Annotated in this window: 18 protein-coding genes; 9 read left to right on the top strand and 9 right to left on the bottom strand. The window is 68.5% G+C overall.

What is annotated here, in order from left to right; translation table 11 throughout:
• Positions 1 to 7: 7 nt before the first annotated feature.
• The gene (locus NXI30_14535; GenBank protein MCR9095435.1) at positions 8 to 1,459 is read right to left on the bottom strand and encodes an FAD-dependent oxidoreductase; all 1,452 of its coding nucleotides are present in this window, start codon (positions 1,457 to 1,459) and stop codon (positions 8 to 10) included.
• Positions 1,460 to 1,541: 82 nt separating this feature from the next.
• Here NXI30_14535 and NXI30_14530 point away from each other — a divergent pair, with 82 nt between their 5' ends.
• From NXI30_14530 to NXI30_14515, 4 genes are read left to right on the top strand one after another with little or no spacing between them, the layout of a single operon-like run.
• A complete protein-coding gene (locus NXI30_14530; GenBank protein ID MCR9095434.1) occupies positions 1,542 to 2,714 on the top strand; it encodes a cytochrome P450 in 1,173 nt (390 codons plus the stop codon).
• Positions 2,715 to 2,768: 54 nt separating this feature from the next.
• Positions 2,769 to 4,052, top strand: a complete 1,284-nt coding sequence (locus NXI30_14525) for a CoA transferase (GenBank protein MCR9095433.1) — start codon at positions 2,769 to 2,771, stop codon at positions 4,050 to 4,052.
• Positions 4,049 to 5,299, top strand: a complete 1,251-nt coding sequence (locus NXI30_14520) for a CoA transferase (protein MCR9095432.1) — start codon at positions 4,049 to 4,051, stop codon at positions 5,297 to 5,299. Before NXI30_14525 ends, NXI30_14520 begins: the two co-directional genes overlap by 4 nt.
• A complete protein-coding gene (locus tag NXI30_14515; GenBank protein ID MCR9095431.1) occupies positions 5,300 to 5,698 on the top strand; it encodes a carboxymuconolactone decarboxylase family protein in 399 nt (132 codons plus the stop codon).
• Between the two features lie 10 nt (positions 5,699 to 5,708).
• Here NXI30_14515 and NXI30_14510 read toward each other — a convergent pair whose 3' ends face one another.
• A complete protein-coding gene (locus NXI30_14510; GenBank protein ID MCR9095430.1) occupies positions 5,709 to 6,599 on the bottom strand; it encodes an alpha-ketoglutarate-dependent dioxygenase AlkB in 891 nt (296 codons plus the stop codon).
• Positions 6,600 to 6,781: 182 nt separating this feature from the next.
• On the opposite strand from NXI30_14510, the gene NXI30_14505 reads away from it, so the two are divergent.
• Positions 6,782 to 7,987 (top strand): amidohydrolase family protein, encoded by a 1,206-nt coding sequence (locus NXI30_14505; protein ID MCR9095429.1) that lies wholly within the window; start codon positions 6,782 to 6,784, stop codon positions 7,985 to 7,987.
• Positions 7,988 to 8,019: 32 nt separating this feature from the next.
• Positions 8,020 to 9,318, top strand: coding sequence for an aromatic ring-hydroxylating dioxygenase subunit alpha (locus NXI30_14500; protein MCR9095428.1), 1,299 nt, complete (start codon positions 8,020 to 8,022; stop codon positions 9,316 to 9,318).
• A gap of 33 nt (positions 9,319 to 9,351) precedes the next feature.
• On the opposite strand, the gene NXI30_14495 is transcribed toward NXI30_14500, so the two are convergent.
• Positions 9,352 to 9,900 carry a hypothetical protein gene (locus NXI30_14495; GenBank protein MCR9095427.1) on the bottom strand — a complete coding sequence of 183 codons (549 nt, stop codon included), beginning with the start codon at positions 9,898 to 9,900 and terminating at the stop codon, positions 9,352 to 9,354.
• Positions 9,901 to 10,182: 282 nt separating this feature from the next.
• Here NXI30_14495 and NXI30_14490 point away from each other — a divergent pair, with 282 nt between their 5' ends.
• Positions 10,183 to 10,569, top strand: coding sequence for a PilZ domain-containing protein (locus NXI30_14490; protein MCR9095426.1), 387 nt, complete (start codon positions 10,183 to 10,185; stop codon positions 10,567 to 10,569).
• A gap of 43 nt (positions 10,570 to 10,612) precedes the next feature.
• Here NXI30_14490 and NXI30_14485 read toward each other — a convergent pair whose 3' ends face one another.
• From NXI30_14485 to NXI30_14475, 3 genes are all read right to left on the bottom strand, one after another.
• The gene (locus tag NXI30_14485; protein MCR9095425.1) at positions 10,613 to 11,545 is read right to left on the bottom strand and encodes a hypothetical protein; all 933 of its coding nucleotides are present in this window, start codon (positions 11,543 to 11,545) and stop codon (positions 10,613 to 10,615) included.
• Between the two features lie 81 nt (positions 11,546 to 11,626).
• The gene (locus NXI30_14480) at positions 11,627 to 12,238 is read right to left on the bottom strand and encodes an energy transducer TonB (protein ID MCR9095424.1); all 612 of its coding nucleotides are present in this window, start codon (positions 12,236 to 12,238) and stop codon (positions 11,627 to 11,629) included.
• Positions 12,239 to 12,306: 68 nt separating this feature from the next.
• Positions 12,307 to 13,578 (bottom strand): PLP-dependent transferase, encoded by a 1,272-nt coding sequence (locus tag NXI30_14475; GenBank protein MCR9095423.1) that lies wholly within the window; start codon positions 13,576 to 13,578, stop codon positions 12,307 to 12,309.
• Between the two features lie 190 nt (positions 13,579 to 13,768).
• Here NXI30_14475 and NXI30_14470 point away from each other — a divergent pair, with 190 nt between their 5' ends.
• Positions 13,769 to 14,674 (top strand): phytanoyl-CoA dioxygenase family protein, encoded by a 906-nt coding sequence (locus NXI30_14470; GenBank protein MCR9095422.1) that lies wholly within the window; start codon positions 13,769 to 13,771, stop codon positions 14,672 to 14,674.
• Positions 14,675 to 14,704: 30 nt separating this feature from the next.
• On the opposite strand, the gene NXI30_14465 is transcribed toward NXI30_14470, so the two are convergent.
• The gene (locus tag NXI30_14465; protein ID MCR9095421.1) at positions 14,705 to 15,919 is read right to left on the bottom strand and encodes a CoA transferase; all 1,215 of its coding nucleotides are present in this window, start codon (positions 15,917 to 15,919) and stop codon (positions 14,705 to 14,707) included.
• A 67-nt stretch (positions 15,920 to 15,986) separates the two neighbouring features.
• Positions 15,987 to 17,624, bottom strand: a complete 1,638-nt coding sequence (locus NXI30_14460; GenBank protein MCR9095420.1) for a thiamine pyrophosphate-binding protein — start codon at positions 17,622 to 17,624, stop codon at positions 15,987 to 15,989.
• Between the two features lie 199 nt (positions 17,625 to 17,823).
• Between NXI30_14460 and NXI30_14455 the strand changes: the two genes are divergently transcribed.
• Positions 17,824 to 18,177, top strand: coding sequence for a hypothetical protein (locus NXI30_14455; protein MCR9095419.1), 354 nt, complete (start codon positions 17,824 to 17,826; stop codon positions 18,175 to 18,177).
• Between the two features lie 21 nt (positions 18,178 to 18,198).
• Here NXI30_14455 and NXI30_14450 read toward each other — a convergent pair whose 3' ends face one another.
• Positions 18,199 to 18,477 carry a hypothetical protein gene (locus NXI30_14450; GenBank protein MCR9095418.1) on the bottom strand — a complete coding sequence of 93 codons (279 nt, stop codon included), beginning with the start codon at positions 18,475 to 18,477 and terminating at the stop codon, positions 18,199 to 18,201.
• Positions 18,478 to 18,576: the final 99 nt, after the last annotated feature.

Raw genomic sequence — 18,576 nt, 5'->3', positions numbered from 1 at the left:
CCCGCACTCAATGGGACGCGGCGGCGGCGCGTCCGGCGCGTCTCCCGAAGAAGGTACAGTCGCTCAGCGACATGCCGCTGTTGTAGCCCCCTGCCGGCATTCCCGACGCGACGCGCCCAGCGGCGAAGAGGCCCGCGACGATCTCATCGTCCGGTGTCAGGACGCGTCCGTCGATGTCGGTTCGCAGCCCGCCCAGCGTGAAGAAGGGGTAGGGAAACGTCGCCCGGCGGAGATCGATCGCCCGAAAGGGCGGCTTCTCGAGGGGCGTGATCCATTCCTTCGCCTTCGAGAAGAGCGGGTCCTCCCCGCGGACGGCACCCGCGTTCCAGCGAGCCATCGTCTCGACGAGCTTTCCGGGGGGCAGCGAGAGCAGGGCCTCGAGCGCTTCGATGGATTCGGCCTCGGCGCAGACCGGGTAGGGGAGCTGCGGTTGCGAATAGGTGTCCGCGTCGACGATCAGGAATCCGATCCCGTCCTGCCGGTCGAGGGCGAGCGCGCCATGGGTCGCCTGGTAGACGTCCTCGTTGACGTATCGCTCGCCCCGTCCGTTCACGATGATTCCGCGAACGAGCGAGCGCGGTTTCGAGAACGGGATCATGACCGAGCCCGCCGACATGCGGATCGCGTCGCCTCCGGCGGCCATGCCGAGGCGGATGCCCAGACCGTCTTCGGCCTCGGTTCCCACGGGCGCGCAGTCGAGGAAGGTCGGGGCGTAGCGGGCCAACATCGCGCGATTGAATCCGAAGCCTCCGGTGCAGAGGATCGTGCCGCGACGCGCCCGGATGAATCGTTCCGTACCGTCTTCGCGGACGCCGACGCCTGCGACGCGTCCCGCGTCGTCGATCACGAGGCGCGTCGTCTCGACGCCCGTTCTGACCTCGATGCCTTCGTGTTCGACGGCGTCGAGCAGGACCTTCATCAGGACGTGGCCCGAATCGCCGTCGCATTCGACGTTGTGACCGCGCGGCGCCGGGCGTGCCTCGGCGCTCCAGGGATGCGCGGGCTCGTTGCCCGTGTAGGTGAGTCCGTCGGGTCCGGGTGGGTTCGTCGCCTCGGTCGTCGGGACGAAGGACGCGCGGAAGGGCACACCCTGCGAGACGAGCCAGTCGTAGTGTCCGACGGATTCGCGCACGAAGAGGTCGATCTTGTCCTCCGGCGCGCCGGGGCCACAGGCGAGGAGCATGTACTTGCGCATCTCCTCCGGCGAATCCTCGAAGCCACACGCTCGCTGGAGCGCCGTTCCGCCTCCGAGATAGAGCTGGCCGGCCGCTCGCGCCGAGGTGCCGCCTCCGGCCGACTGCTTCTCGAGGACGAGGACCTCTGCCCCGCTGCGGCGGGCTTCGAGGGCTGCGCAGGCCCCTGCCGAGCCGGCCCCGACGACGACGACGTCGGTGGTCTCGGATCCGTCGTGGATCTCGCTCGCTGCGCAGATGCGGTCGGTGGCGAATCGCACGCTCATGACTGAGAGTATGATGCCCTGCACGCGCCGGCGCCCGCAACGGACGCGGGCCGGCGTTTCGCGAGGAGCGCGAGGAGGTGCGATGGTCCGGTTCGACCCGTTCGCGGAGTCCTATTTCGACGATCCCTTCCCGATCTACAAGCAGCTCCGAGACGAGGCGCGCGCCTACTACCACGAAGCGCTCGACTGCTACTTCCTCTCGCGCTTCGACGACATCTGGGACGCGGTCGGCAGCGGCCATTTTTCCCATCGCAAGGGAACGAACACGCAGGACCTCCTGGCCGGGAAGCCTCCGAACCTGGCTCTGTCGTCGATGACACCGCCGCATCACACGGCGCTTCGCCGGGTTCTCTGGCCCTTCTTCTCCCCGAGTCGGGCGCGGGCGCTCGAGTCGAGGGTCCGGGAGCACGCCGCTCGGTTCGTGGAGGAAGGGATCGAGCGAGGATCCATCGACGCGAACGGCGAGCTGGGACGACGCATCAGCGTCCGGGTCGCGTTCGCGATCATCGGGCTCCCCGAAGCCGACGCCGACCGGGCCGCTGAGCTGGTCGGTCTGGCCTTCGATCGTTCGCCGGAGATCAAGGGGCCGAACCAGAGAGCGCTCGCCGCGCAGGCCGAGCTCCACACCTATCTCGAGGGACAGATCGAGGCGAGGCAGGCTTCGCCGGGAGACAGAACGCTCCTCGACGCGCTGATCGACTACGAGTTCGAGGGAGAGAAGCTTCCCTTCGCACAGCTTCTCTCGAACCTGTACCTGATGGTGATCGGCGGGACCGAGACCCTGCCGAAGGTCTTCGCGGGTGGCGTCCATCAGCTGGCGAAGCACCCCGACCAGCGAAAGGAGCTCGCCGCGGACCTGTCCCTTGCGCCGAATGCGTTCTGGGAGATGCTCCGATTCGAGATGCCGACACTCATGCTCGGGGCCTGCGCAGAGCAGGATACGGAGATCGGCGGAGGAACGCGGATTGCGGCGGGACAGAAGATCATGCATCTATGGGTCTCTGCGAACCGTGACGAACGCGAGTTCGACGAGCCCGACCGATTCGATATCCATCGGCAGGCGCCCCGCATCCTGACCTTCAATCACGGCCGCCATCGGTGCCTCGGCGCGCATGTTGCCCAGATGGAGGGGCGGATCCTGCTCGAGGAGCTGCTGACGCGCGCGCCCGACTACGAAGTCGACGAATCGCGGGCCGTTCGCATCCGGTCGGAGTTCTTCAGAGGCTTCGATCGGCTGCCCCTGGTATTCAACTGATGTGCCCGGCCCGTCGCCCATGGCCGGAGCCGCGAGAGCAATGAGGAGGCTCCCATGAGCCAGAACGATGCGCCGCCCAGCTGGAACGGACACGCCGCTCCGAACGGAACCGCCCTGGGAACGGTCCGGATCTGCGACTTCACGGGGCAGCTCGCCGGGGCAGGGGCGACGAAGTGGCTCGCCGCATTCGGTGCCGAGGTGATCCGGGTCGAGGATCCGGTCAATCAGGGGATGTGGGACGTCCTCCGGAACATGGCGCCCTTCGTCGACGATCGACGCGGCCCGGATTTCGGCGGCGGCTTCAACAATCACAACGTCGAGAAGCGCGGCATCACCCTGAATCTCCGGACCGATCGCGGCAAGGAGATCCTGACCGAGATCATCGCGAAGTCCGACGTCGTGTCCGAGAACTACGCGGCCGGGGTCCTCGACAAGTGGGGCTTCGGCTGGGACCGGCTTCGCGAGATCCGCGAGGACATGATCTACGTCTCGAACTGCGGCTTCGGTCACGAAGGTCCCTACGCGCCGTACAAGACCTGGGGGCCGATCGTGCAGGCGATGAGCGGTCTCACCTTCACTTCAGGCCTGCCCGATCGCGAGCCCGCCGGCTGGGGCTACTCCTACATGGACCATACGGGCGGGATGTACATGGCCCTCGCGATCCTCTTCGCGCTGATCCACAAGCAGCGAACCGGCGAGGGACAGTGGGTCGATCTCTCCTGTACCGATGCAGGTCTCTCGCTCAACGGACCGGCGATCCTCGACTGGACGGTCAACGGTCGCCCGAGTCGACGGGAGGGCAGTCCCAACGGCAACCGCTCTTCGTCGCCGCCGATGGCGCCGCACGGGATCTACGCCTGTGCAGGAGACGACGACTGGGTCTCGATCGCCTGTCGGAGCGACGACGATTGGGCGGCTCTGTCCGACCTCATCGGGGAGCCCTGGGCCAAGGAAGAGAAGTGGCGAACGCTCGCCGGCCGGATCGCGTCGCAGGACGAGCTCGATGCGAAGCTCACGACCTGGACGCAGACGCGTGACAAGTTCGACATCCAGCGGAGCGCGATCGGCGAGGGTGTTCCGACCGCGGCGGTCCAGAAGCCGGAAGAGCGGATCGAACACGATCCGGGCACCACGGAGTTCGGCCTCTGGCCCGAGGTGGAGCACGCGAAGATGGGCCGCGTCCGCGTGGACGGCCTTCCGGCGCACTTCTCGAAGACGGATTGGAAGATCGAGCAGGGCGGACCCTGCGTGGGGCAGCACACCGACGAAGTCCTCTCGTCGCTGCTGGGATACGACGCAGACGAGATCGCTCGTCTGCACGAGGAGGGGATCGTATGAGCGCGCTCCAGGAAACGCGAATCGTCGAGCTCGCGAGCGAGCGGATCGCATGGGCCGGGAAGCTCATGGGCGACATGGGGGCGGACGTGATCCTCGTGGAAGCACCCGGCGGCGACGCGAGTCGCGGCTACGCGCCCTTCGCCGACGACCAGGAAGGTGGGGAGAGTCTCTACTTCTGGCACTACAACACGAGCAAGCGCAGTGTCGTGCTCGATCTCGAGAAGACGGCCGCCAGAGAGGCGTTCCTCGCCCTCGTCGCGAGCGCCGACGTGCTGATCGAGTCCGAGGCCCCGGGGCGTCTCGCCGTCCTCGGGCTCGACTACGACGACCTCGTGAAGGTGAAGCCCGATCTGATCCACGTGTCGGTCACCCCCTTCGGACGCGAATCGAGTCGCAAGGACGAGCCGGTCACCGATCTGACGATCATCGCCGGGGGCGGCCCCGCCTGGAGCTGCGGCTACGACGACCACTCGCTCCCGCCGATTCGCGGCGGCGGCAACCAGGGCTACCAGACCGCGAGCCACTACGCGGTGATGTCGGCGCTCACGGCGATCTTCCACCACGGCGTGACCGGCGAGGGGCAGTTCATCGACCTGAGCATGCACGCGGCGGCCAACATCACGACCGAGATGGCCTCGTACATGTGGCTGGTCGAGGGGGCCACGGTGATCCGGCAGACCGGTCGGCACGCGATGCCGATGATGACGATGCCGGTCCAGATCCAGTGCCAGGACGGTCGCTACGCGACGACGGGGATGCCGCCACGCACCCCGGCGGGCTTCGGAGCGCTCTACGACTGGCTCGACGAGCTCGGTCTCGTCCCACGGCTCCCGGAGGCGATCTTCCTCGACAACGCGCGCCACCGGGAATCGATCGGATTCGCCGACATCGGCGTCGACGACGAGGTGACCGCGGCGTTCTCCGCTGCACGGGACGCGCTCCAGCTGATCGCCGAGAACTCGACCGCGGACGGCTTCTTCGAGGGGGCGCAGAAGATCAACATCACGGTCGGCGCGATCCTTTCGCCGGAGGAGGCCTTCGAGAACGATCACTTCGTCGCTCGAGGCTACCCCGTCGAGGTCGAGCATCCCGAGCGTGATGCGCCGGTCCGCTATCCCGGTGCGCCCTACAAGCTGCCCGCGAGCCCCTGGCGGATCAGTCGCCGGGCCCCGGCCCTCGACGAGCATGCGGAGGAGATCTTCGGTCCCCTCGGCGTCGACGCCGCGACGCTGGCGGAGGCCCGCTAGGTGGCGGACGAGAAAGAGCAGGCAGGAGCACGTTCGATCGAGGAAGCGGCCCAGGACTTCCTCTCCCGGAACCCCGCGCCCCGGGAGATCGAGGCGGACTGGAACGAGTGGATCGATCGCAACGGAAGCGCCGTATGGGACCGTCCCGGACTCACCCGCGCCCAGCGCAGCGTCGCGACGATCTCGATCATGTCCGTCCTGCGGGACGAGCACACGCTCCGCGTCCACGTCGAGGCCGGCCTCGCGAACGGCCTCTCCCGGCAGGAGATCGCCGAGGTGATCATGCACACCGCGGTCTATGCGGGCGTGCCTCAGGCGCTGCGATCCATGCGGGTCGCGCGTGAGGTCTTCGACCGGCTCGACGAGCTGGCGTCGAAGGTCGTCGGCAGTGGCGACTGACCCGACGGGTTCAGGACGCAGGCAGGATCCGCTTCGCCCGTTCGAGGACCTCGCGGCCTTCGGGGAGCGCGGCCAGCGCCTCGCTCACGGTCCGGAACGTGATGCTCGTCCGCGGGGCGGGCAGGTCCGGCGCCAGGAGCGCGTGCTCCCAGGCGAAACGCGCCGGCCCGAAGAGCAGGGCCAGGGACCGCGCGGGCAGGGGAACACGAACGCACGCCGGCACCACGTCGTCGGGGTCGTCGACTTCTCCGTCCGGCCGGCCCCGGTAGAGCGTCAGGGTCGTGTCGGAGGCGAGCGAGAGATCGAGGATCAGCTCGCCGTAGGCGAAGAGATCGTCGAGGTGGAAGTCGAGATTCGAGGCGCGTTCCGGGGCGTAGCGGAGGACGAATACGTCCGTCGTGACGTAGCGCGCGAGGGCGTCGTGGACCGGATCGTCGGCGGGGAAGGCGGCGGCCACGCGTTCGCGCAGCCGGGTCTCGAGCGGTGGGGCCCAGGCGGGCAGACCGTGGAGGCGCTCGGGGTCGACCCGACCCCGATTGAAGTTCACGCGTGGGCCGAAATGGAGCTTCTCCCGACCGCTCTGTGAGGGCAGGAAGGGTGTTCGCTCGAACCCGGCCAGGAGCGCTTCGGCTTCGTCTTCGGAGACGAAGTCCTCGAGCAGACGCACGCCCTCGAAGTCGGGGAGGGTGGGCGCTCGCTGGATCGCCACGTCGAACGCATGGACGCCCTCACCATCCGGCGTGTAGTCGCCGCCGGCGAGGAGCGGCGGGAGCGGGAGCGGCGTGCGCAGCCCATGGAGGCGCCTCGTCTCGGGATCGCGGCAATCGGCGCACCACCGGACACCAGAGCAGGCACAGGGGCGCTTCGGCTTCGCGGTCAGGGGTCGGTCCTCGGACTTCACGTCTTGGTCGTGGGCGTGCCTTCGTCGCGGACGACGATCGGGAAGGCGGTGTCGTGGCTGAACGGTAGCCCGCCCGGGAGTCAGGCCTCGTAAATCCCGTCTCGCGCGGGTCCCGTTTCGGTCTAGAATTTCAAGATCGCGACGCCGGGCCCACCGCCGGGCCCGCACGAGGAGGATCCGCCATGGCCGCGCCCGCTCTGAACGCTTCCCCCATCGTCGACTGGGTGATCGACGTCGACACGCACATCACCGAGCCCCCGGATCTCTTCTCGAGCCGGCTGCCGGCGAAGTGGAAGGACCTGGCGCCGAAGATCCAGATCAACGATCGCGGCTACGAGGAGTGGGTCGTCGGGAACATGTCGCCGATCACGCCGGTCGGGCACACCGCCACCGCCGGCTGGAAGAATCCCTTCCCGGATGCCCCGTCGAGCTTCGCCGAGTGTCCCCAGGCCTCCCACGACGCCCACGCCCGCCTCGACTACATGGACTCCCTCGCGATCTGGGCGATGGCGCTCTATCCGAACGTCGGCGGCTTCGGCAGTCAGGTCTTCCTGGGACTCGAGGATCCGGACCTCATGCTCGCCTGTGTGCAGGCCTACAACGACTTCCTGACGGACTGGGCGTCGCCCGCGCCGGAACGTTTCATCCCGATCACGGCGTTGCCCTTCTGGGACGTCGAGGCTTCCGTGAAGGAGATCGAGCGCTGCGCGGCGAAGGGTCACAAGGGGATCCTCTTCACGGGAGAGCCCCAGAGCCACGGGATGCCCGTCCTCGCGAATCCCCATTGGAACCCGCTCTGGGAGGCGGCCCAGGCCCATGCCATGCCGGTCAGCTTCCACATCGGCGCGGGGAACTTCACCGGCGAGGCCTACTGGACCGAGGAGCGGATCGAGCACTACGGACCCGGCGGCGTGAACGGAATGTTCACGACCGGCCTCTTCCTCGACAACGCGAAGCAGATCGTCGACATCCTCTTCTCCGGCGTCCTCGCCCGATACCCGGAGCTCAAGGTCATCTCCGTCGAGAGCGGCGTCGGCTTCATTCCCTTCCTGCTCGAGTCCTGCGACTACACCTTCGACTACGGTCGGGTGCGCGAGCAGCGGCCGGACATGAAGCTGAAGCCCTCCGAGTATTTCGAGCGCCAGGTCCACGCCTGCTACTTCTTCGAGGAGTACGCACCGGCGCAGCTCATGGATCGGATCCCGGTCGACAACATCCTCTTCGAGACCGATTACCCCCATCCGGTCTGTCTGTACGGCAACGTGCGCGAGAAGATCGACGCGGGGCTCAGGGAGGCGAAGCCGGAGGTCCGGAGCAAGCTGCTCTTCGACAACGCCGCGCGGATCTACGACGTGGCGAAGCCGGACCGCGCGCCGAGTCTCGGCTGACCGCCACGCACGCAGGAGACGAAGAGGTTCCGATGGCCCGCACGCCCCTCGAGAAGTACGACGAACCCGATCTGGGCACCGCCCTGATCCCCAAGGAGCGCTACATCTCGCGCGAGTGGATGGAGCGGGAGTTCGAGCGGATGTGGCCGCGGACCTGGCTGATGGCCGGGCCCGTGGCCGACGTCGCGGAGGTCGGGGACTGGTTCACCTTCGAGATCGGCCGGGAATCGATCCTCGTCGTGCGCTCCGGCCCCGATCGGATCGATGCCTTCCACAACTCGTGTCAGCACCGCGGCTACCGGGTCTGCGAGGCCGAGCGCGGTCACGGGAAGACCTTCGTCTGTCCCTACCACCTCTGGGCCTACGATCTCCAGGGGCGGCTGCGCGGCGTGCCGGATCGCGAGGACTATCCGCAGGGGCTGCCCGAGCACGGGCGCATGCCGAGCGTCTCGGTCGACACCTGGGGCGCCTGGGTCTTCGTGAATCTGGACCCCGAGGCCGAGCCTCTCGCCGAGTTCCTGGGGGTCGCCGGGGAGCACCTCGCGCCGTACCACTTCGATCGCAACTACGCGCTGACCGAACACATGACCTTCGAGTGGCAGTGCAACTGGAAGGTGGGCGTCGACGCGTTCAACGAGGTCTACCACGTCCAGGGGATCCACCCGGAGCTGCTCGAGATCAGCGACGACGTCGACTGTCCGATCGACCTCTTCGGCAAGCACAGTCGCTTCCTCTTCAAGATCGGGACGCCGAGCCCGCGGTGGACGGACCAGAAGGCGCAGTCGGCGGGCTACCGCGATCGTGGGCAGGTCACGAAGGAGATGGCGGGGATGCTCGAGGCGTTCGGCCTCGATCCCCGCGACTACGACGGGCGGGCCGATCAGATCCGGCCGGAGCTGATCCGCAACCTCCGCGCGATGGGCGAGGCGAACGGCCTCGACTTCGACGAGCTGCACGACGAGCAGCTGATGATGGACGTCCACTACTCGTTCTTCCCGAACCTGACCTTCAACATCAGCCCCGGCCATTTCTGGCTCTTCCGCGCGCGTCCGCATCCGAAGGACCCGGACCGGATGTTCTGGGACTACTACAACTACGACCGCATCCCGCGCGGCATGGAGCCGCCGCCGCGGCCCGTCCACCGCCATGCGGTCTGGGGCGACGGGCAGGAGAAGGAGCTCCATCTGGCGCTCCGACAGGACGGGGATTCCGCCGCGCCGATCCAGCAGGGGATGCACTCGGCCGGCTTCGAAGGGCTCCACCTCGCTGCGCAGGAGCGCCGGATCCGGAACTTCCACCGGGTGCTCGAGGACTACGTCGAGGGCGATTGATCCGGCTTCGACGGCTGCGGTCGGGCCCGACCGTCAGGGCAGTGCGATGTGCAGGTGATCCGCCGTGCCGGCGTGACGCAGGGTGTCGAAGCCCATCGCTACGAACCAGGCGTGGGCGAGTGCGTTGCGTACGGGGCCGCGGCCACGGGTCCGCAAGTCGACGGCGTGGACCCAGCCGTCGTCCTGGACGTAGTGGTTCGATCGGCGGACCGGTCGCAGGCCCATTCGCGCGTAGTCGGATCGACTGCGGGCGATGTCGGTCACGACCACGTCCGCATCGGCGAGGCGCGCCGTGCCGACGGCCAGGCGCAGGGCCGGGTGCAGCGCCTGCCAGCTCGCGCTGATCGCCGGACTCTTGGCGTTGGCGTGGGAGAGCCAGCCGAGCGAGTAGACGGAGAAGGAGAGCACCAGCGGGAGCGCGACGACGAGCGCGACCTCCCGCCTCCGGTCCCGGCCCGTGAAGCGGCGGGACGCACGATTGCCGAAGACCGTCAGGCAGATCGCGGCGAGGCCCGCTCCGATCGTGACGGCGATCCAGCCCGGCGCATCGAAGTACTGGTGGGCCGTCACGGAGCCGCGCACCAGGAGCAGGAAGGGGAGGGTCGCGAAGCCTGCCCAGCGCAGCCCGCGTACGAGGGCTGTGCGCAGCTTCGGCGGGATGCGCTGCTTGCGCCGGGAACGACGGCGTCTTCGTCGGGGTCGCCGGGGACTCGCCAGGGGATGCCTCGGACGTCGACGGACGCCGCGGTCGCGGGCGGCGCGCATCGACGAGAGCGGGGGGCGAGCGGAGGATACCGGGGCTGCGGCGGGGTGGCTTCTCGGGTGAATGCCCGAGAGGCCCCGCGCACGTCTCTCAAGCGCGTCGTGGCGCGATCCGATATGCGGCGCATGGGCTGGCTCGCGACCCGGAACGAAGAGAACTGGCGCAAGCAGCGGGTGGTGCCGCTGCGGATGGCCCCCGTCGAGGTCCAGGTCATGGGACGTGGATCCCTCGACGTGCTCCGCGCGCGGAACGTGAGCACCACGGGCCTCGGCATCTTCGTGCCGCACGGCTTCGAGGGGGTCGATCTCGCGGAAGAGGTGGAGCTCGTCGTGACCCTGCCGGGTCAGAAGCCCTTCCTCGCGATGGGCGTGATCAAGCACGTGACCGAGTGCGAAGCCGAGGCGCACCACTTCGGTCTCGAGTTCACCGCCCTCGCGGGCTCCCATCGCCGGGCGCTCGAGCAGTACGTGCGCTCCCGCCAGGGCTGATCCGTAGCCGGCGCTCTCGCGCGTCCGGCCGGGGCGCGCGTCCCTACTCCTCGCCGTAGCGGACGAATCTGCGAAACGCGGAAGCGCTCCAGTTGTCGTGGTCCTCGCCCCAGCCGCGCTTGCCGTCGTCCCACTGCCAGTCGGTCAGGCAGTTCCAGGTCCAGAGATTCGGATTCAGGTGGACGCCGAATCGGTTGTGCGGCTCGCCCTCCGCCTCGAAGGTCCGGCCGAGCTCGTCCTTGCCCGTGATGCGAACGCGTGACGGGCAGTAGTCCTTCCGCTCGAGCACTTCGCGGGTGCCCTCGACGAGCTTCGACCAGACGCCGTCGCGGAGCAGGAAGCCGTGGATGCCGACGTATCCGGTGCCGAAGTTGGCCGTGATGATGTGCCAGGCGTCCTGGTCGGACATCGTCGCGTAGGTGTATCCGCCGTTGCGGTTGTCCGCGCCCGGATGGAGTCCCGGACCGATCTGTGAACGCGAGCCCCAGGACCGGTCGCGCATGCCGAAGGCGTCGACGTCGATCGTCTCGTCCTCGATCCGGATCGTACCGGTGTAGCGACCGGGCTGGTCGAGGTGTCCGCCGCCGAGCCGGTTCGGTTCGCAGATCGCCTCGTAGGTCAGGTGGATCTCGACTTCGTCGCGATCCGGGTCGACGTAGTGGAGCTCGTACTTCGAGAGCGGCTCGAGGCATCTGTAGTGGAGGCCGTTCACGAGGCGGAGATCCGTCAGGTCCTGATCTTCGGGAATCGGGAGATGCCACAGGTTCTTGTGGTAGAGGCAGTCGTGGAGCTGGTGGCCCGTGGGATCCCAGAGGACCGCGGCGCCCGACGTCACTCCCTGGTTCCGGCGAAAGAACGGGTAGAGCTGTCCGGAGAGCTTGCGCTCGGGAACGGCGAAGGTGAACCAGCACGTCTCGGTCCAGAAGGGATCGTCGTTCTCCGGCGGATGGAAGCGGTCGTCGGGGTGCATGTCCATGGATCGAAGACTCCTGCGCCGCCCGTGTCGAGACGTCGCACGGCGGTCTTCGATCCTAACGCACTCGTACCGACCGTCGATTCATCGTGCTTCGTGCTCGCCGAGTCGAAAGGGAATCGCGATCTTCATGCCCGGTCGCTCTACGGGGCGACCGTTCCGGACCTGTGGGTTGTACTTCCACTGGGAGACCGCTTCGATCGCGGCGCGGTCGAAGACGTTCGGGGGCTCGGCGGCGAGCACCTCGGGCGATCGCACGTTGCCCGTCGGGTCGATCGTGAAGCCGATGAGCACGCGCCCCTCGACGCCTCGCGCCATCGCGCGCTCCGGATAGCGCGGCGGGACACGCACGAGCGGGATCGCGTCGCCGTCGACGGCGACGCCGAGCGTGGGCTTGGCCTCGACGAGATCGCCCGGGAGGGGCTTCGAATGCGCGATGACCCGAAGACCCTCGCCCGGCTCGAAGGGCTGGGTCGGCGTCAGAGGTTGGGGCTCGATCTCCTCGCGCTTCGGCCGTTCCTCGGGCTCCGGGATCGGCGGTTGCTCGAGCCGGACGTCGACGAGGTCGATCGTCGGCAAGAGATCCGGTTCGATCTCGAGCACGTCCGGGACGGCGATCAGGGCCGTCATCACCCAGAAGAGCGAGAAGGTGATGCCGCCGGAGAGCAGCAGGGTCGGAAAGAGACGAAACGTCATGGGCGCGACCTCGGGAGGGCTCGGGTTCGTCCCTCGGTCACCGCGCCGCGGCCGACCGTTCCCTGCGGTCAGGCGTCGGTCGCCTTCGCGTCGATGCGCTCGAGCGCTCGCTCGTAGTCTCGGACGAGATCGCGCCAGTCCTCGAGTCCGACGGAGATTCGGACGAGCCCCGGTGTCACGCCGGCCGCCGCCAGCTCGGCATCGGTCATCTCGGAGTGGGTGGTCGTCGCAGGATGGCAGGCGAGGGACTCCATGCCGCCGAGACTGACGGCGTTCTTCGTCAGCTCGAGGTGGCGCAGGAAGTCGAATGCCGCCTTCTTGTCGGCGAGCTCGATCGAAAAGACGGCGCCCGGATGGTCGCACTGGGCCTCGGTGATCCGGCGCTGTTCGGACTCTTCGAAGTACATCGGGTAGTGGATGGTTCGAATCGCGGGATGTTCGGCGAGCGTCTCGGCGATCCGGGCGGCGTTGTCGCTCTGGTGGCGCATGCGGAGGCCGAGGGTCGGGAGCCGCGTGTCGAGGAGCCAGCACTCGTCGGGCTGGAGGATGTTCCCGAGCAGCGCCCGGGTGCCCTTGAGCGCTTCGATCAGTGCCGGGTCCCGCGCGGTCACGACGCCGCCCAGCATGTCGCTGAAGCCGGCCAGGTATTTCGTGGCGGAGTAGACGCAGAGGTCGGCGCCGAGCACGAGCGGATGTTGCAGCACGGGGCCGAGGAAGGTGTTGTCGACGACGACGGGGGCGGGCTGCGTCCTCGACCGGGCTGCGCGGGCGGCCGCTTCGATGTCGGTCATCCGGAGGGTCGGGTTCGCCGGGGTCTCGAGCAGGACGGCGCCGACGTCCTCGGTCTCGAGGATCGCGCGTTCGAGGCCGTCCCCGTCCCCCGCCGGCACGCCGATCGCGCGCAGGCCCCAGGGCGCCAGGAGCTCGTGGAGAAGGTGATGGGTGCCGCCGTAGACGGGCACCGTGTGGATCACGACGCCACCGGGACGGCAGAGCGTCATCAGCACCGTGGCGATCGCCGCCATCCCGGAGTTGAAGACGGCCGCGCCGGTCGCCGCCTGCTCGAGCGGAACGATCTGGTCCTCGACGATCTCGGCGTTCGGGTGGGAGAGGCGCGCGTAGATCAGCTCGATGTCTTCACCGAAGGCAGCGTCGCGCTTCCCGAGAGCGACCTCGAAGGCACGCTCGGCGGCCTCCGGCGACGAGAACACGTAGGTCGAGCTGCGGAAGACCGCCGGGCGGACGGAGCCGACCGAGAGCCGCGGATCGAAGCCGCGGTTCAGGACTTCCGTCTCGGGCCGGATCAGCGTGTCGGGATCGCGGTCGTCGGTTCGGGCCATGCGGACCTCCCCTCCACGAATCGGCGCGGTCGCGGAGGTGCTTGAGCGAGGGGGCTGTGCGCAGCGGCTTGCGGGGCTGGATGCCCTCGATTTCCCACCGGCGAGCGCGCCAGACCCGGAGCGGCGAAGAGCCACCGGGTTCGACAGAATCGGGTGCGAAGCTCCGATTCGGGAGCCGGAGGTCGCCTGGATGCCCGTGCTCGAACGCCGTCCCGCCACCACGTCGCCGGAGGAGATCGGCGAGATCGTCGCCCGCGACGGCGCCCTGATCCTCGAGGCGGTGCTCTCTCCGGGCGAGGTCGCGCGTGCCGTCGCCGAGCTCCACCCCTACATCGAGGCGACCGACACCGGGCCCGACGAGTTCACCGGCAAGCACACGAAGCGGACCGGCGCGCTGGTCGCACGCTCGGAGGCGAGCCGCGAGATGATCGTGCACGCGTCGATCCTGCCCGCCGCGCGCCACTTCCTGTCGCCCTGGTGCGACACGATCCAGCTCCACCTCAGCCAGATCATCACGATTCAACCCGGCCAGTCCGAACAACCGATCCACCGCGACCGCTGGGCGTGGGGCACCTATCTCGATCGGGCGCTCCAGCCGCAGTTCAACACGATCTGGGCGCTGACGGATTTCACGCGGGAGAACGGGGCGACCCACGTCGCGCCGGGGAGCGTCGACTGGGAGGACACGCGCCGCCCGACTGCGGACGAGGTGACCTTCGCGGAGATGTCCGCGGGGTCGGTCCTCGTCTACTCGGGCTCCGTCTTCCACGGCGGCGGCGCCAATGTCTCCGACGCGGACCGGATCGGTGTGAACATGACCTACACGCTCGGATGGCTTCGCCAGGAGGAGAACCAGTACCTGGCGTGTCCCCCGGAGATCGCGCGCCATCTCGATCCCGAGCTGCAAGCGCTGATCGGCTACGCGCGCGGGAGCTACGCCCTCGGGTACTACACGCCTCCGCTCCCGCCGGGCGAGGGACCCGAGCTCGTCGGGCCCGAGTGGGCAGCGGGGAACGAGGAGACCGACGGGTCCTTCGGAACCGAAGCCCTCTTCGAGGCCCTCAACGAGCAGATCAAGGAGACCGCGGCGGAGTAGGGAGGCAGGGCTCCCTGGCGGGCCGGTGGGCTAGATCGCTTCCTTCTCGCGGAGCGCGGCGATCCGGTCCCAATCCCAGCCGAGGAGCTCCATCAGGACGAGCTCGGTGTCCTGTCCGAGCTCCGGCGCCGCTCGGCGCACGCTGCCCGGGGTCTCGGTGAGGCCGACGGGCACGCCGACCATCTTCGTCGGGCCGTGCTGCGGATGGTCCATCTCGACGACGTAGTCGTTGGCCAGCACCTGGGGATCGTCGGGCAGGTCGTCGACGGTGTTCACGATCGTGTAGATGAAGTCGCCGGGATCGTCCTTCAGGCGCTGCATCCATTCCGCCCGCGGCCGCCTCGCGAAGGCTTCGTCGATGATCGCGACACACTCGACGCGGTGCTCCGTTCGAGCACCCATGTCTGCGAAGCGCGCATCCTCCGCCAGCTCGGGGCGCTCGATGACGCGACAGAAGTCCGCCCAGTAGCGGTCGGGCTGGAGCATCGCGAGGGCGATCCACTGGTCGTCGCTGCAGCGGTAGTGGTTCCAGAGCGGGTTGCCCGCTTCGCTACGGAGACTGCGAGGCATCGCGATCCCCGCCATCAGTTTCATCGAGAGCGAGAGACCCTGGAGGAAGGACATCGATCCGAGGTGGGAGGCGTTGACCTCCTGACCGATGCCGTAGCGCTCCCGGGCGACGAGGGCGGTCATCACGCCGTAGGCCAGCATGATCGCGCCCATCTGGTCGGCGATCCCGCCGGCGATGCCGAGCGGCGGCATGCCGGGCTCGCCCGCCGCGTTCATGATGCCGGACCGCGCGAGCCCCAGATGATCGAACGAGGGCTCGGCGTTCTCGTCGCCTTCCGGGCCGTAGCCGGTGGCGCTTCCGTAGATGATCTTCGGGTTGCGCTCCTTCAGGCTCGCATAGTCGAGTCCGAGTCGCGCCGCGACGCCGTGGCGGTAGTTCTGGATGAAGACGTCGGCCTTCTCCGCGAGGGCCAGCACGACCTCCCGTCCCTCGGGTCGCTTCAGGTCGACCTCGATCGATTCCTTGTTCCGGTTGTTGGCCTCGAAGTACCAGTTGGGCAGGTCGCTCGTATCGACGCCGCCTGCGCCCACGAGCCAGCGACCGGGATCTCCGGTCCCGCGCTGCTCGATCTTGATCACGCGCGCGCCCATGTCACCCAGCATGGCGCCTGCGACCGAACCTTGTTGCCAGATCGTCCAGTCGAGGACGAGGAGACCTTCGAGGGGCTGGGGCATCTTGGGATCCTCCTGAGGGTCGCGCGCGGTCGCCGTCGGAGCGGCGCGGTCCCGCCTTCGTGTACCGCTATTGGAGATAGTTCGAGCCGGAGATGCGCGTCGACTTTGGGTCGACCTTGATGTGCACGACCGAGAGCCTTCCGGTCTCGAGCGCCCGATCGATGGCCGGCCGGATCGCCTCGGGTCTTTCGACGTGTTCGGTGTGTGCATCGACCATCTCGCCGATCTTGTCGTATCGCGCGGGCAGCAGCGACGCGATCCGCGGCGAGTCCGGGGGCATGTACATGTCCTGGAGCATGTGACCCGCGACGCCCTCGTTGTTCACGACGATGAACACGGGATTCGCACCGACCCGCGCCGCCGTCTCGACGACCATCGCCGCGGCGCCGAAGGCGTAGTCGCCGAGGACGCCGACGGAGAGCCGGTCCGGACAGGCGAGGGCGGAGCCGACGACGTAGGGCGCGCCGACGCCCATGCAGCCCGTCGTTCCGGCGTTCAGTCGTGATCGATTCACGAAGGAGGGGAGCATCGCGCGGCAGATGCCCATGATCGTCTCGCCCTCGGAGGTCACGATCGCGTCCCGGGGAAGGGCGTCGCGAATCTCCGCCACGACCCGGTAGGGATTGATCGGGATGGAGTCGTCCGTCAGGACCGCCCGTGCGCTCTCTTCGTTCGCGCGTGCCTTCGCCTGGATGCCGGAGAGCCACTCGCCCCGCGTGGTGGCGAGGGTCCGACCGTCGAGGGCGGCCACGAGGGCCTCCGCGGTCGCCCGGGCGTCGGCCACGATCCCGAGCTCGACCGGGGCTCCGCTGGTGAGCTCTTCCGCTTCGATGTCCACGTGGACGATCGTCGCGTCCGGGGCGAAGCGGCGGCCCATGCCGAAGATCCAGTTGAAGCGGCCGCCGATCATCACGACGACGTCGGCGCCGCCGATCGCATGGGAGCGCGCCGCGTTGGCGAAGCTCGGATGATCGTCCGGGATCGTGCCCCGGGCCATGGGCGCGCAGACGTAGGGAATGCCCATGTCGGCCAGCTTCGTGAGTGCTTCGTCCGCGTCGGCCCAGCCGGCACCCTTTCCGATCACGATCAGCGGTCGCTCGGCGTTCGCGAGGAGCTCCGCCACCCGATCGATCGCGTTCGCGTCCGGCTGGGGCGTCGTGATCTCCGGCGTGGCGAGGATCGGGACCGCGTCCGCATCGAGCTTGCGAGACACGACCTCCGCCGGAAAATCGAGATAGACGCCGCCCGGCTTGCCTTCGAGCGCCTTGCCGACGGCCAGCCGGATCCACTCCCCGATCCGCTCCGTCGAATCGACGCGGCCGGTCCACTTGGACACGGGCTTCGCTGCGGAGACCTGGTCGAGCTCCTGGAAGCCGCCGAGGCCCGTCGTCCCGGAAAAGGCCGAGCCGCCCAGGACCACGAGGGGCATCGCGCTCTCGGTGGCGACGTAGAGGGGCGTCAGGCAGTTCGTGACGGCGGGCCCGGAGCCCGCGACGAAGACCCCGGGCTTCTTCTTCTGCCAGCCCCATGCGCTCGCCATGAAGCAGCCGTTCAGCTCGAGCCGATTGCCGATCACCTTCATGCCCTCGGCCTGTGCGCCGCCGAAGAGCTCGATCATCGGTCCGGCCACCACCCCGAAGAGGTGATCGATCCCGAGCGCATTCAGCTGTCGCGCTGCGATCCGTCCGCCATCGATCTCCGCCATTCCGCTCCTTCCGGGTCTTCGTCTTCCCGTCGAGAGGACGTCTCGCGGGTCGCGTCGGTCCGAACAGGTTCGCATCCTCGTCGCGCGGAGCAATGGCGAATGCACGGGGTGGATCGGGGCTCTGCTATGATCGGCGCTACCCCTCGATGATCGCGTGACCGCCGTCTGGCGCGGTCCGCGCGCGCGAGGCTTGGGCGTCATGACCGGTCGACGAGGAGACGTCTTCTACTTCGGGATCCTCGCCCTCGTCCTGGGCCTCGCCCTCTGGAGCGGGGGCCGCGAAGACGACGCGGCGGGCGCGGTGGGCGCGATCGACTTCTCGCTGCCCGGGCTGGAGCTGGAGATTCCCTTCGAGCTGCCCTTCGCCGAGGTCCGCTTCAAGCGGCCGGCGACCCCTCGCCTCGAGATCGGTCACGACACCGAAGGCGTGATCGTCGAGGTCCGGCGGAATCTCCTCGAGAGCTCGTCGCGGGACGGCGACGACATCGAGGTCGCGATCGACACGACGGGTGCCGAGCCGGCCCCACCGCGGATTGCAGCGGCGTTCGACTGAGCGACGCCGCAGGGGGTCGGGCTAGGCGAGCAGCGCGAGGACGCGTGCGCCCAGGCCCGCGAGTACGTCCGACGCCGCCCACAGGATGAGTGCCGCGGGCAGGACGACCCCCACGGAGAGGCCTGCGGCCGCGACGACCAGGCGGAATACGTCGATGTCGGGCGGCGCGACGGCTTGCGCCACCTGCCCGCCCGCCTGCGCGCGCGTCGAGACGCGCGCACGTGCATCGTGGGCGGTCCGCCTGAAGGCCTCACCGCCGCGTGTGTCTCGATCGACTCGTCCAGGAATTGCCGACGCCATGGGGAATCCCTCCTCGCTTGAGACCATCCCACCTGATTCGGGGGCGCGAAGCGGTGACGGCCATCACCTCCAGGACACTAATGACACCGGAGAGCGTCG

This window comes from bacterium (assembly GCA_024742285.1).
GTDB lineage: Bacteria > Myxococcota_A > UBA9160 > UBA9160 > UBA4427 > UBA4427.
Note: the sequence above shows the minus strand (reverse complement) of the source record. Positions and strands in the feature narration are given on the sequence as shown.